Below are 14,739 nucleotides of genomic sequence, written 5' to 3'. Positions count from 1 at the left end.
GAGTTAATCCAAAACCAATTCCTGATCCACATCCCAATTGGCTCTAACATCAATTAAACCTTGGAAATATATCATTTCTTCTGGTTGCAGTTTTAATTTGAAGTTACCGGTATCCCAAGTTTTATTTCCGTTATCATCATAATATAATCGAACGGTATATTGACTTGGTTGAATGGCTTCAAAGTACATTTCCGTTTCTTTAGTACAAACTTTCTCTCCAATAACTTCTCCAGAAGTATTTACAATTTCAACAACATAAGGAAATCTTTTAATGTTGGTAAAACGCAATTTTAAATTTCCATAATCGCTAATTTGATTTTTAGAAAACTCAAATTGTAAACTATCATTTTTAATATAATAGTCATCTTCAAGTGCGCCTGGTAATAGTTGTAAGGTGTATTTTTCGTTTTCTTCAGGTTTAAAATCGAATTCAATTTTTTGTTCTAAATCAATAATTTTAGTTGAAAAAGGCACTAAAGAAGAATCTTTTTTTCTTAAGAAAATCTTATTTTGATTAATGCTTTTTATAGGTGTAGTAGTTCTTAAAGATACTTTTTCAGAGAAGCTAGTGTTTCTTAATTGATTTAATGTAATTTTTAAAGAATCGCTTACTTTTAAAGTCTTTAGTTTTAACATATACTCTTTTTCATAATTGTCCGATTTAACAATCACGCTTAAAGAATCTTTTGCATTATTCGGAATGAAAACTTGTAAGGTGTCAGCTTTTTTATTTTCAGGATTAGTGAATTTTAATGGTGTTTCAATATTGTTTTTTTTAGTGAAAAACGAAACATTTTTAGCATTTCCTTCATAACCTACATAAAGTTTGTTGTTTGATTCTTGAGTAGGTACATATGTTTTTAGGTCACTTTTTTCTGAAAATAATTTTAAAGTATAATTGTTTTCAGAAGGTATTTTTATTTTTTCTTTTAAAAAGGCAATTTTTTCAGATTTAGATTGAAAGGTATTGTTGTTGTTTTTATCTTTTAATGCCACCAAATAATATTCGCCATCTTTAAGGTTTTCAATTTTAAAATTGGTGTTTTTTTCTAAAGTATTTGTGACATAAATAGGCTTTTGTTTGTATACCAAAGAATCGTTAAAAGTATTGGCTTCATAAAGCATAACAGAAACAAATTCGTCTGTTTTGTTCTCATAAGCATCTTTTATTGTTCCAGAAATAGATAAAGAATCTACATAAGCTCCTGTAGAGAATACATATTTAAATTGTGAATACGGAATACCTTCATTATAATCCGTAATACTTTGTCCGAAATTAAAACTATACGTTGTATTTGGTTTTAATTCTTCATTTAAAGTAATTGATATGAACTTACTTGCACTTCCTTGTGGAATTATGGTTGGAGCTTTCTCCATAGGTGGAGAAATGATTAATTGTTTGTTGATGTCTTTAACTTTAATATATTCACTAAAGTCAATTCTAATTTTATTACCAGTAAAATTTGTGTTGAAATTTTTTGGGTTACTTTTTACAATAACGGGAGCAATAGTGTCTTTTGGTCCGCCTGTTATTGTACCTCTTTTGGCACAACTAATAAATAATATAGAGAAAAAGGCAAGTAAAAATATTATTTTTTTCATTTGTGTTAATGCATTTTATCGGTAATTATGCAGTCACTTTTTTTAATAAATTGAAATTTTCAAAACAAATATTAATTAAAGTGATTACAAAAATTCTAAGGAAATTTAATACTGCAAAGTAACAATTATATTCACTTCAATCATAACTATTTAAATAAAATTTATGATTGTGAAAAAGCTATAGTTAGTATACTCACTTTAGCATTTTCAATTTTTAATAATTCTCTAGCGCAGGATTCAAGTGTAGCGCCAGTTGTAAATACATCATCAATTAATAAGAAATGTTTGTTGTTTAAATTCTCATAATTTTCAATTGCAAAAGCATTTTTATTGTTTTCTAATCGGTTTTCTTTGTTTTTGCTGGTTTGAGATTTTAGATATTCTCTTTTAATTAAAACATTGTCTAAAACCGATATGTTTAAATTTTCGCCAATAGCATTGCAAAATGTGGTAACTTGATTATATCCACGTTCGTGAAATCTTTTTTTGTGTAATGGAACTGGAATTATATAATCAACAGTTTCTGAAATTTTATGATTTTTGAGTTCTTGAGCGTATATATTTCCTAAGAGTGTACCTATTTTTTGTTGATTTCTATATTTTAAATTATGAATCAAGTTTTGTGCAACACCTTTTTTGTTAAAATACATCATTGCTACTCCAAATTCTATTGGTATTATGCCTTTAAAAACACGTGTCAATTCACTTTCTTTTAGTAAGTTATGCTGTGTTAAAGGCAGTAAATGCAGGCATTTAGTGCATATTGTAGATTCGTTATTTATTAATAATTTCGCACAACCATTGCAAAAATCGGGAAACAATACGTTTAACAGATTTATGTGTATTTTGTCGAAAAAATTTAACATATTTTAAAAAATATTTTAGATTTAAATAAAAATTAAATAATCGGAAAAAAATTACTTTAATGCGTTCTAATAAGAATAATAAATATAAGTTTATTACACTTGTGTTGTCAGTTTTTTTATTGATAGTGCTTTTTAAAAGTTATAAAGATAATAAGCAAGCTAATGAACTTCAAAACTCCTTGAAACAAGAGAGTTTATTAACTCAAAATCAATTATCTGAAATATTAAACAAATATGATTCACTAAATTCTATATACAATAGTGCGGATGAGTCATTTTCTAAATTGAATATTAAATCAGAAGATAAAATTATAAATAAATTTGAAGATATAACACAAATTAACTTACAAATTTTAAAAATAGAAGATTCTATTAAATTACTTAAAAATAAACTAAAAGAATACGAAAGTTTACGTGTAAAATTTACACCTAAAACGGAAGTGTTTAATATTGTTGAGAAATCTAAAAGTGATGCAAAATTTGAAGTTACAAATCTACAAGTTAAAGGTGTAAAATTCTTAAATGAAAATGCTTCTCCTAAAAAATCAAATACTATTGAACAAATTAGAGTTTGTTTTACATTAGATAAAAATGTAAATATTGCTAGTGGAGAAAAAGAGTTTTTTATACAAGTAGTTAATCCTAAAAACGATATCATTTCTGTAAACAATTTAACGTATGAAAAAGATAATGTTATTTTGAAATACAGTAAGATGGCAAAGTTTACTTACAGCCAAAAAATTACAGATGTTTGTAGTTATATCGACTTAGAGAAAAACAAAACTTTAAAAGGAAAATATATTGTAAATCTATATTCTGGAATCAATAAAATTAGTTCTACTATTTTCAATTATAATTAATTAGAATTTCCTTTTAAAATTCCTTTCCTATTTTTACTTTTGCAACATGGCAAAACAAGAAGACTTATTTAAGAATGTAGTTTCGCATGCAAAAGAATATGGATTTATTTTCCCTTCTAGCGAAATTTATGACGGTTTAAGCGCAGTATATGATTACGCGCAAAATGGTGTCGAATTAAAGAAAAACATTAGAGATTATTGGTGGAAATCAATGGTGCAAATGCATGAAAACATTGTAGGTTTAGACGCTGCAATTTTAATGCATCCAACAACTTGGAAAGCATCGGGGCACGTTGATGCATTTAACGACCCATTAATTGACAACAAAGATTCTAAGAAAAGATATCGTGCCGATGTTTTAATTGAGGATTATGCCGAAAAATTAAACATCAAAGCACAAAAAGAAATCGAAAAAGCAAGAGTTCGTTTTGGTGATGCTTTCAATGAACAAGAATTTATTTCAACTAATCCTCGTGTTGTAGAATACCTTTCTAAAAAGAACGAAATTTTAGCGAGAATGGCTAAAAGTTTAGATGCTGGAGATTTAGACGATGTAAAACTTTTAATTGAAGAATTAGAAATCGCTTGTCCGGATTCAGGTTCTAAAAATTGGACAGAAGTACGTCAGTTTAACTTAATGTTCGGAACGAAACTTGGCGCATCTGCTGATTCTGCAATGGATTTGTATTTACGTCCAGAAACCGCTCAAGGTATTTTCGTAAACTTTTTAAATGTTCAAAAAACAGGTCGTATGAAAATTCCTTTCGGAATTGCTCAAACGGGTAAAGCGTTTAGAAATGAAATTGTTGCAAGACAATTTATTTTCCGTATGCGTGAATTTGAACAAATGGAAATGCAGTTTTTCGTGAAACCAGGTGAAGAAATGAAATGGTACGAATACTGGAAAACAACTCGTTTAAATTGGCATAAATCGTTAGGATTAGGTGCTGAAAATTACCGTTTCCATGATCATGAGAAATTAGCTCACTATGCTAACGCTGCTGCGGATATCGAATTCAATTTCCCATTCGGATTTAAAGAATTAGAAGGAATTCATTCGCGTACTGATTTCGATTTAAAAGCGCATGAACAATTCTCAGGTAAAAAATTACAATATTTCGATACGGAAGAAAATAAAAACTATGTGCCTTATGTAGTAGAAACTTCTGTTGGTTTAGACAGAATGTTCTTAGCCGTTTTCTCAAAAGCGTTACAAGAAGAAACATTAGAAGATGGTTCAACAAGAACAGTTTTACGTTTACCTTCTGTTTTAGCTCCAACTAAAGCTGCGATTTTACCTTTAGTAAAAAAAGACGGTTTACCAGAAATTGCAAAAGAAATTATGGAAGACTTGAAATGGGATTTCAATGTGGCATATGATGAAAAAGATGCAGTTGGTAGACGTTACAGAAGACAAGATGCTTTAGGTACACCTTTCTGTATTACTGTGGATCATCAAACTATAGAAGACAAAACAGTTACTATTCGTCATAGAGATTCAATGCAACAAGAAAGAGTAGCCATTGCAGATTTGAAAAACATTATTGAAAACGAAGTTTCAGTTAGAAACTGGTTGATGAAAATGTAATCAAAATATTAGGAATACAAAAAAGCCAAACTCTATGAGTTTGGCTTTTTTGTTGATTTTCTAATTAATTTTAACATTATTTACGGCAAAGCCCGAAAATTAATTTATTACGTTCGTTTAGTTTTGGAATCGTTATTTTTTAAAATTAAACATACATATTAAAATGGTGTTTCAAATACTAATACACCTGAAAAATATAGACCAGATTGGAATAAAGTTAAAAATGTTTTAAACGGAACACTGCCAAAATCTTCTTTAAGTTGTAATTTATCATGAAAATATTAAAAATTGTTTTGAAGAGCCTTTGTGCTGTATTAGTATATACTTTTTTATATTCGTTATTTTCCGCATTTAAAATTGATTTTATCAATTTTAAAATTCAAAAATTTGATTTTAATGAATTTTTTTCAGTTGGATTTTTATTGGGAATTTATTTAATTTTCAGTTATTTCATGGTGTTGGTTTTTTTAACTATTTTAATTATAGAAAAGTATAAGGTTCAACATAAAATTCATTTTCTGTTTTTGTTGAGTATAATTGTAACATTGTTTGGGTTATTAACTTTTGTGTTTGATACTAATTTTAGTAGTAATTCTATTTCTTTAAACCGTTTTTTGTATTCATGTTTGTCTATTTCAATAGTAGTTTATTTGCTTTTTGGAATTTTTAAAATAAAAGAAAAAATCGAATATTGATAAACTAAAAAAGCCAAACTCTACGAGTTTGGCTTTTTTTATTTGGCTTGTTGTAATTTTTCTAATCGTTCTAATATTCTTTTGTGAAGGTGTTTAAACTTTCTAACATCACCAGCATAATATTTGTTGTTTTCATGAAACGTTACACTGTCAATTTTATATTTTTTATAAATATAATCTTTATGATTAATGTTGTTGTTTTGAAGTATTTGTGGTGAATTAGCCTGCGCTGCTTGTAAAACGGCAACATCAAACAAAATGTTTTCCATCGTTTCTTCATCCAATAAATTTTTAGGTTTTTTTACTGGATTTTCACTACAAGCTAAAAGCGTGAATATAAATAAAACAACAATTTTTTTCATAAATAATTTATTCTCTATTAAATGTCAGTCTTTTACCTGCTAATACTTCTTTTACTTTTCCATTAGTATACACTAATTTTCCATTTACAAAAGTATGAGAAATTCTCGATTTGAAATTCGTGCCTTCTAATGGCGACCAACCGCATTTGTATAAAATGTTTTCTTTCATAACATTCCACGGCATGTGTGGATTCACAATTACTAAATCGGCAAAATAACCTTCTCTAATAAATCCGCGATTTTCAATTTTGAATAATTTCGCTGGATTGTGACACATTTTTTCTACAATCTTTTCTACCGAAATTTTTCCTTTCGCATAGGCTTCCATCATAACCACTAATGAATGTTGAACTAATGGCGCTCCTGATGGACAAGATGCATATTTATTTTGTTTTTCTTCTAATGTATGTGGAGCATGATCGGTTGCGATAACATCAATTCTATCGTCTAATAAAGCTTTCCATAAACCTTCTTGATCGGCTTTTGTTTTAACTGCAGGGTTCCATTTAATTAAAGATCCTTTTGTGTCGTAATCTTCATTAGTAAACCATAAATGATGTACACAAACTTCAGCCGTAATTAATTTTTCTTCTAATGGAATTTTATTCGTGAATAATTCGGTTTCTTTCGCTGTTGAAACATGGAAAATGTGTAAACGTGCTCCTGTTTTCTTCGCTAATTCAATCGCTTTTGATGACGATAAATAACACGCTTCTTCACTTCTAATCAAATGATGGTATTTTACTGGAATATCTTCTCCGTATTCTTCCGTATACTTTGCTAAATTCGCTTTAATAGTCGCTTCGTCTTCACAATGTACCGCAATTAACATTTTAGTAGAAGAGAATATTTTTTCCAATACTTCTTCATTGTCCACCAACATGTTTCCAGTTGAAGAACCTAAAAATAATTTAATTCCCGCTACATTTTTTGGATTCGTTTTTAAAACTTCTTCTAAATTATCATTCGTTCCACCCATCATGAAAGAATAATTAGCATAAGAAGTTTTACTAGCAATTTCATACTTCTGCTCTAATAATTCTTGCGTTACAGCATTTGGAACCGTGTTCGGTTGTTCGATAAAAGATGTGATTCCACCAGCAATTGCTGCTTTACTTTCAGATGCAATGTTGCCTTTGTGTGTTAAACCTGGTTCTCTAAAATGTACCTGATCGTCTATAACACCTGGCATTAAAAAAGATCCTTCAGCATCAACTATTGTACAATTTGGTTTGGCGCTAATACTTTCTGCAATTTGGCTGATAATATCATTTTCAATTAATACATCTCCTTCAAAGATGTTCCCTTCATTAACAATCTTAGCATTTTTAATTAAAAATGTGCTCATTTTATTCTATAATTTATTAAATATTTTTCTAATTCTTAACATGATAACGCCAATCACCGCTTCACGGATTATCGCTCCACTCATTTTGGATACCCCTAAAGTTCTATCGGTGAAAATAATTGGCACTTCTTCAATTTTAAATTTGTGAACAAATGCGCGATATTTCATTTCAATTTGAAACGCATAACCCACAAATTTTATTTTATCAAGGTTAATTTTTTCCAAAACATTTCTTCGGTAACAAATGAAACCTGCAGTGGCATCATGAATTTTCATACCCGTAATCATTTTTACATACACCGAAGCGAAATACGACATCAAAACTCTGTTTAATGGCCAGTTGACAACATTAACACCTTTTGAATATCTAGATCCAATAGCAACATCTGCGCCGTTTTTACAAGCTTCAAACAGTTTTTCTAAATCATTTGGATTGTGTGAAAAATCGGCATCCATTTCATAAATATATTCATAGTTATGTGATAATGCCCATTTGAATCCATGTACATAAGCGGTTCCTAAGCCCGATTTCTTTTTTCGAACTTTTAAAAATAATTTATCCGGATATTGTTGTTGTAATTCGGTAACTTTTTGAGCAGTTCCATCAGGTGAATTATCATCCACAACTAAAACGTGAAAATTTGATTCTAATTGAAAAACCGCATGAACAATGCGTTCTATGTTTTCTATTTCGTTAAATGTAGGTATAATTACTATTCCTGCTTGCATGTCTTGAATTTTACATTGCAAAATTAAGTTTTTTTTACATTTAATATCTTAATAATTATATAATTAATTCATAGTTGTTTTTTTTGTTACTTTTGCGTTATGATTACACTACAATTATCCGAAAGAGTTTTAGTAAATAAAGATTGGGCAACCGTATTGTTTGTGTTGGCTATAGCCCTTATTGCCATTAACAAAAGTGTGTTTTCGGTACGATTTAACGAATTTATTAAATTAGGATATTCCGATAAGTATAATAAAGTATATAAAGACACCAATAACTTATTAAACTGGTTTACCATTTCCATGTTTTTTATTCAATTGATTTCTTTCTCCTTCTTTATATTGTTGTTGTTAAGTTTCTTCAATTATACTCAAACGGATAATTACATTACTTATATTCAGATTGTTACCTTTCTTTTTGTATTTGTTTTGTCTAAATTTTTGATTGAAAAAATTGTAGGAACAGCCATAGATTCTGAAAGTTTAGTGGATCAATTTAATCTGATAAAAACCAATTATAGAGCTTTTTTAGGATTTATTTTGTTGCCAGTTAACATAGTTTTGTATTATAATCAGACTCCAATTAAAGAAGTTTTTTACGTTATTCTCTTTGTTTTCCTGATGTATAACGTGTTTACATATTATTTTTTGGTTAAGACTTATCAAAAAATGATCATCGGTAAATTGTTTTATTTTATTTTGTATCTTTGCACACTTGAAATAGCACCGTACTATTTTATGTATTATTGGGTAACAAAAAATTAGGATTTGTTAAATATGTCAAATTTGAAAGTTAAAACGATTTTGGTTTCGCAACCAGAACCGAAAGTGGAGAATTCTCCTTATTATGATTTGCAAAATAAATTTAAGGTTAAAATTGATTTCAGACCATTTATACATGTAGAAGGTGTTCCGGCTAAAGAGGTTAGAGTTCAAAAAATTGATTTAAACAATTATACTGCAATTATATTTACGAGTAAAAACTCGGTAGATCATTTTTTCAGAGTAGCTGAAGAGATGCGCTATAAAATTCCAGAAGATTTAAAATATTTTTGTCAATCTGAAGCAGTTGCTTTTTATTTACAAAAGTATGTGGTATACAGAAAACGTAAAATTTATGTAGGACAAAAAGAGTTTGCTGATTTAGCACCTCTTATCAAAAAATATAAAGACGAGAAGTTTTTATTACCTAATACAGATCAATTAAATGCAGATGTTCCTCAAACTTTAGATGGATTAAAAGTAGAATGGAAGCAAGGTATTTTTTACAGAACTGTAATGAGTGATTTATCTGACTTAAAAGATGTGTATTATGATGTATTAGCATTTTTTAGTCCAACTGGAATTAAATCTTTATTCAAAAATTTCCCAGATTTCGAACAAAACAATACACGTATTGCTGTGTTTGGAACAACAACACAAAAAGAAGCGTTGGATCATGGTTTAAGAGTTGATATTATGGCTCCAGCACCTGGTACACCTTCAATGACAGGTGCATTAGAAAAATATGTAGCTGAAGTAAATAAAGGAAAATAAAAAATTACTTAATATTAAAAAAGCGTTCTGAAAGGAACGCTTTTTTTAGGTCTTAACTTTAAGAATAAAAAAAACGCCTTGAATTTTCAAGGCGTTTTTTTATTGTATGATTACAGTATTATAATTGAGGACCTGCTTGAACTAAAGCGGCACCTTCTGCATTATCTGTATACTGAACGAAGTTTTTAATAAATCTTCCAGCTAAATCTTCTGCTTTTGTTGCCCATTCTGAAGCATCAGTATATGTATTTCTTGGATCTAAAATATTTGAATCAACATTGTTTAATGAAGTTGGAACTACAAAGTTAAATGTTGGTACAACTGTTGTTTCTGCATTTTCAATAGAACCGTCTAAGATAGCATCAATAATCGCACGCGTATCTTTAATAGAAATACGTTTTCCAGTTCCATTCCAACCTGTATTAACCATATAAGCTGTTGCATTGTGCTCTTCCATTTTCTTAACTAATTCTTCACCATATTTTGTTGGGTGTAACGTTAAGAATGCTTTTCCGAAACAAGCTGAAAACGTTGGTTCTGGTTGCGTAACACCTCTTTCAGTTCCAGCTAATTTAGCTGTAAATCCTGATAAGAAATAGTATTTAGTTTGTTCTGGAGTTAACTTAGATACTGGAGGCATAACTCCGAAAGCATCAGCCGTTAAGAAGATTACTTTATTAGCATGACCAGCTTTAGAAACTGGTTTAACAATATTGTCAATATGATAAATTGGGTAAGAAACACGAGTGTTTTGTGTTACAGAACCATCTTTGAAGTCGATTTTTCCGTTAGCATCAACCGTAACATTTTCTAATAATGCATCACGACGAATGGCGTTAAAAATATCTGGTTCATTTTCTTTACTTAAATCGATAGTTTTTGCATAACATCCACCTTCGAAATTAAATACTCCATCATTATCCCATCCGTGCTCATCGTCTCCGATTAATTCACGTTTTGGATCTGTAGATAAAGTGGTTTTTCCTGTTCCAGATAATCCGAAGAAAACAGCAACATCACCATTTGCAGCTTTGTTTGCAGAACAGTGCATTGAAGAAATTCCTTGTAATGGTAAGTAGTAATTCATTAAGGCAAATAATCCTTTTTTCATTTCACCACCATACCAAGTACCACCAATTAATTGGATTTTTTCCGTTAAATTGAAGGCAATATAAACTTCAGAATTTAATCCGTGTGCTGCATAATCTTTGAAAGATGTTTTAGAACCATTCATTACTACGAAATCTGGCTCACCAAAATTCTTTAATTCTTCAGCAGTAGGGCGAATGAACATATTTGTAACAAAATGTGCTTGCCAAGCTACTTCCATGATGAAACGTACTTTTAAACGAGTGTTTTCATTTGCACCACAAAAAGCGTCAACTACAAATAATCTTTTTTCAGATAATTGAGAAACAGTTGTTTCTTTTAAGGCATTCCAAGTATCTGTTGAAATTGGTTTGTTATCGTTTGCCGCTTTGTCAGAATTCCACCAAATAGTGTTTTCTGTAGTACTGTCTTTAACAATGTACTTATCCTTAGGAGAACGGCCCGTAAACTCACCTGTCATAACATTAACAGCACCTAGTTCTGTTAATTGACCTTTTTCATAACCTTGTAAGCTGTCGCTTAACTCTTCATTGTATAATAAATCGTACGACGGATTATGAACTATTTCTTTAACATTTTTGATTCCATATTTTTCTAACGAAATCGTATTCGTTGATTGAGCGTATGTATCCATAAAATAATAAGTTATGTTGCTTTTGTTTGAATTGCAAAATTAAAAAATAAATTGATAAAATGACTATTTGCGTTATTTTTTAGTCAATATACTGTAAAATAAATAACCCCAAGATGAAATTAGTAATAATCCACCTATCGGAGTAATTGGTCCGAATATTTTAGATTTAATTCCAGTTAGACTTGAAGTTGTTAAAATATAAATCGAACCAGAAAAAAATAAGACACCAATTAAAGTTAAATAAAATACAATTGCTTTTTCTTTTAGTGTAATAATACTGCTCATGCCTATAAATAAAAGGAATATAGCATGATATATTTGGTATTTTACACCAGTTTCAAAAGAGTTTAATTGTTCTGGGTTTAAGGTTTTTTTTAATGCATGAGCTCCAAATGCTCCTAAAATAATAGCAGTAAATCCCAATACACAAGCGGTTAATAATATCTTTTTTTCCATTATTTTGTTTAAATGATAAGGCAAATGTATTAAACTTAAGTGTTACTTTTTTCATAAAATCGGATAATAATTTTTTATAAATACAACATTTTACTACCTTCGTGTGATATAACACAATAATGAGAAAAATATTAATTATCGGTGCTGGTAGATCGGCATCATCACTTATAAAGTACTTATTAGATAAATCAGAAGCAGAAAACTTATTTGTAACAATCGGTGATTTATCTGAAGAATTGGCAAGAAAAAAAACCAATAATCATAAAAATTCTAGAGCAATTGCCTTTGATGTTTTCAATGAAGAGGACAGAAAAAGAGAAATCCAAAATGCAGATTTAGTCATTTCCATGTTACCTGCTCATATGCATATTGAGGTAGCAAAAGATTGTGTTGCCTTTAAAAAACATATGGTAACCGCATCTTATATAAGTGACGAAATGCAAGCTTTAGATGAGGAAGCAAAAGCTAATAATATCGTCTTAATGAATGAAATTGGTCTTGATCCTGGTATCGACCATATGAGTGCCATGAAAATTATGGACGAAATAAGAGAACAAGGCGGTAAAATTAAATTATTCGAATCTTTTTGTGGGGGTTTAGTTGCTCCTGAAAGTGATGATAATTTATGGAATTATAAATTTACTTGGAACCCTAGAAATGTTGTTTTAGCAGGTCAGGGTGGAGCGGCAAAATTTATACAAGAAGGTACTTATAAATATATACCTTATCATAAGTTATTTAGAAGAACTGAATTTTTAGATGTGGAAGGTTTTGGAAGATTTGAGGCTTATGCGAATAGAGATTCATTAAAGTATAGAGAAGTTTATGGCTTAGAAGATGCTAAAACATGTTATCGTGGAACTATCAGAAGAGTTGGATATTCTAAAGCTTGGGATGTATTTGTTCAATTAGGAATGACTGATGATACTTATATTATTGATGATTCTGAACATATGAGTTACCGTCAATTTGTGAATTTATTTTTACCGTATCATCCAACAGATTCAGTAGATATTAAATTAAGATTACAATTAAAAATTGATCAAGATGATATAATTTGGGATAAAATTGTAGAATTAGATATCTTAAATAATGAAAAAATTGTTGGTCTGAAAAACGCAACACCCGCTCAAATTCTTGAGAAAATTTTATCTGATAAATGGACGTTACAACCAGAAGATAAAGACATGATTGTAATGTATCATAAAATTGGATATAAAATTAATGGTGAGAAAAAACAAATTGATTCTACCATGGTTTGTATTGGAGATGATCAAACGTATACAGCCATGGCGAAAACGGTAGGTTTACCTGTTGCAATTGCAGCAGTTAAAATTTTAAATGGAGATATTACCTCACCAGGTGTACAATTACCAACTTCTAAAGAAGTATACCAACCTATTTTAAAAGAATTAGAAGAGTATGGTGTAATTTTTAACGAATATGATGTTCCTTATTTAGGTTATAAAAATTTATAATGTAAATTTTAAATATAATTCTTAAATTTAATCCGAAACTGTAATGAGTTTCGGATTTTTTATTTAAAAATATAAGTAATGAAAGTAAATCACTTACAAATTGAAATAGATGATTTGATATTAAGAGGAGAATGTCCAGTGGACATTCGGTAAAAAATTAGTTATTTATGTAAATGTTATTTTAATTTATTCCTATGAAAGTAAATCACTTACAAATTGAAATAGATGGTATAGACAAAGAAATTCTTCGTAATTTAATGGAAGATGCCCGAAAACCAATTCTTCAAATTGCAAATAAATTAGGTATTTCGGGTGCGGCTATTCATCAACGATTAAAAAAATTAGAACAAGCTGGAGTAATTTCAGGATCTAAATATGTGGTAGATAATAAAGTGTTGGGTTATAAAACCATGGCTTTTATTGGTATTTATTTAGATAAAGCATCTAATAATACCGAAACGGTTAAAGAGTTGAAGAAAATTCCTGAAGTTTTAGAATGTCATTATACCACTGGAAATTGGAGTATCTTAACGAAAATAATTTGTAGAGATAACGAACATTTGATGCAATTGTTAAACAATAAAATTCAAAGGATTAATGGAGTGTCACGTACTGAAACGTATATTTCTTTAGAACAACAAATCGAAAGACAAATCCAATTGTAAAATATTTATATTAAAAAAAAGAGTGTCAACTTTGACACTCTTTTTTCATTTTAAATAAGCATTATAATTAACTAACTACTTTTTTATTATTATAAACTCACTACGTCTATTTTGAGCATGTTCTTCTTCAGTACATTCTGTACAAGCCACTTTTGGTTGTGTTTCTCCCATTCCTTGACCTGTAATTCTGTTTTTAGCAATACCTTTTGAAATGATGTATTGAACGGTAGATTTTGCTCTTCTGTCTGATAAACGTAAGTTGTAATTATCCGCTCCTCTACTATCCGTGTGTGATCTTGCATCGATTACCATGTTCGGGTATTCGTTCATTACTTGAACTAACTTGTCTAACTCAGCAGCTCCTTGCGCGGTGATGTTCGATTTGTTGTATTCAAAGTAAATTGGTTGTAAGATTACTTCTCTATCGGTAATGATTGGTTTAATTGGTGTTAAAGCAACATCTACTTTAAAATCTAATCCAACTGCATCCTCTGGAATTTCAACATTAAAAGTTTCATTTTCATAACCTGATTTTGAAACTTGACCTAAATATTTTTTAATACAAGTTAAATTTGATGAAGTTTTTCCATTAAAATCAGTTGTATTATTTGATATTTCTTTTTGTTTTGAATCTAATAATACAACAATTGCACCTTCCAATTCTCTTCCAGTTTCTTTATCTTTTACGACAGTAATGGCGTTGAAATTACATATTGCGTCTGCTTGGTAAATATCATCGTTTCCGTCTCTGTTACTAGAAAAATACCCAACATTCTTTACTAAGTTGTATGAAAAGGCAAAGTCGTCTTT

The 14,739-nt window shown here is 29.4% G+C and carries 14 protein-coding genes; 6 read left to right on the top strand and 8 right to left on the bottom strand.

Annotated elements, in window-relative coordinates; translation table 11 throughout:
- Positions 1-3: 3 nt before the first annotated feature.
- Complete coding sequence (locus BMY86_RS06965; protein ID WP_091466926.1) at positions 4-1,602, bottom strand: Ig-like domain-containing domain; 1,599 nt, start codon at positions 1,600-1,602, stop codon at positions 4-6.
- A 161-nt stretch (positions 1,603-1,763) separates the two neighbouring features.
- Positions 1,764-2,468: a ComF family protein gene (locus BMY86_RS06960; RefSeq protein WP_245745615.1), complete on the bottom strand. Its 705-nt coding sequence runs from the start codon at positions 2,466-2,468 to the stop codon at positions 1,764-1,766.
- Positions 2,469-2,527: 59 nt separating this feature from the next.
- Here BMY86_RS06960 and BMY86_RS06955 point away from each other — a divergent pair, with 59 nt between their 5' ends.
- Positions 2,528-3,328 carry a hypothetical protein gene (locus tag BMY86_RS06955; RefSeq protein WP_091466924.1) on the top strand — a complete coding sequence of 267 codons (801 nt, stop codon included), beginning with the start codon at positions 2,528-2,530 and terminating at the stop codon, positions 3,326-3,328.
- Between the two features lie 46 nt (positions 3,329-3,374).
- A complete protein-coding gene (locus tag BMY86_RS06950) occupies positions 3,375-4,916 on the top strand; it encodes a glycine--tRNA ligase (RefSeq protein ID WP_091466922.1) in 1,542 nt (513 codons plus the stop codon).
- Between the two features lie 733 nt (positions 4,917-5,649).
- Here the strand turns inward: BMY86_RS06950 and BMY86_RS06940 are convergent.
- From BMY86_RS06940 to BMY86_RS06930, 3 genes are read right to left on the bottom strand one after another with little or no spacing between them, the layout of a single operon-like run.
- Entirely contained in the window at positions 5,650-5,973 is a 324-nt protein-coding gene (locus BMY86_RS06940) for a DUF4296 domain-containing protein (RefSeq protein WP_091466916.1), read from the bottom strand.
- 7 nt (positions 5,974-5,980) lie between these two features.
- A complete protein-coding gene (locus tag BMY86_RS06935; protein WP_091466914.1) occupies positions 5,981-7,321 on the bottom strand; it encodes a dihydroorotase in 1,341 nt (446 codons plus the stop codon).
- A gap of 6 nt (positions 7,322-7,327) precedes the next feature.
- Positions 7,328-8,050: a polyprenol monophosphomannose synthase gene (locus tag BMY86_RS06930; protein ID WP_091466912.1), complete on the bottom strand. Its 723-nt coding sequence runs from the start codon at positions 8,048-8,050 to the stop codon at positions 7,328-7,330.
- Positions 8,051-8,149: 99 nt separating this feature from the next.
- Between BMY86_RS06930 and BMY86_RS06925 the strand changes: the two genes are divergently transcribed.
- Both BMY86_RS06925 and BMY86_RS06920 read left to right on the top strand, forming a co-directional pair.
- Complete coding sequence (locus BMY86_RS06925; RefSeq protein WP_091466910.1) at positions 8,150-8,815, top strand: DUF4271 domain-containing protein; 666 nt, start codon at positions 8,150-8,152, stop codon at positions 8,813-8,815.
- Between the two features lie 21 nt (positions 8,816-8,836).
- Positions 8,837-9,586, top strand: a complete 750-nt coding sequence (locus BMY86_RS06920) for a uroporphyrinogen-III synthase (protein WP_091467477.1) — start codon at positions 8,837-8,839, stop codon at positions 9,584-9,586.
- Between the two features lie 118 nt (positions 9,587-9,704).
- Here BMY86_RS06920 and pckA read toward each other — a convergent pair whose 3' ends face one another.
- Entirely contained in the window at positions 9,705-11,330 is a 1,626-nt protein-coding gene (pckA, locus tag BMY86_RS06915; protein WP_091466907.1) for a phosphoenolpyruvate carboxykinase (ATP), read from the bottom strand.
- A gap of 72 nt (positions 11,331-11,402) precedes the next feature.
- Entirely contained in the window at positions 11,403-11,786 is a 384-nt protein-coding gene (locus tag BMY86_RS06910) for a DUF423 domain-containing protein (RefSeq protein ID WP_091466905.1), read from the bottom strand.
- Between the two features lie 119 nt (positions 11,787-11,905).
- On the opposite strand from BMY86_RS06910, the gene BMY86_RS06905 reads away from it, so the two are divergent.
- Both BMY86_RS06905 and BMY86_RS06900 read left to right on the top strand, forming a co-directional pair.
- A complete protein-coding gene (locus tag BMY86_RS06905; RefSeq protein WP_091466903.1) occupies positions 11,906-13,264 on the top strand; it encodes a saccharopine dehydrogenase family protein in 1,359 nt (452 codons plus the stop codon).
- A 194-nt stretch (positions 13,265-13,458) separates the two neighbouring features.
- Positions 13,459-13,929 (top strand): Lrp/AsnC family transcriptional regulator, encoded by a 471-nt coding sequence (locus BMY86_RS06900; RefSeq protein ID WP_091466901.1) that lies wholly within the window; start codon positions 13,459-13,461, stop codon positions 13,927-13,929.
- Positions 13,930-14,004: 75 nt separating this feature from the next.
- Here the strand turns inward: BMY86_RS06900 and BMY86_RS06895 are convergent.
- Positions 14,005-14,739, bottom strand: a 735-nt coding sequence (locus BMY86_RS06895) for an OmpA family protein (RefSeq protein ID WP_143065617.1), incomplete at its 5' end; no start/stop codon positions are given.

This window comes from Flavobacterium urocaniciphilum (genome assembly GCF_900110615.1).
GTDB classification, from domain to species: domain Bacteria; phylum Bacteroidota; class Bacteroidia; order Flavobacteriales; family Flavobacteriaceae; genus Flavobacterium; species Flavobacterium urocaniciphilum.
This window is presented reverse-complemented; position numbering and strand designations above follow the sequence as displayed.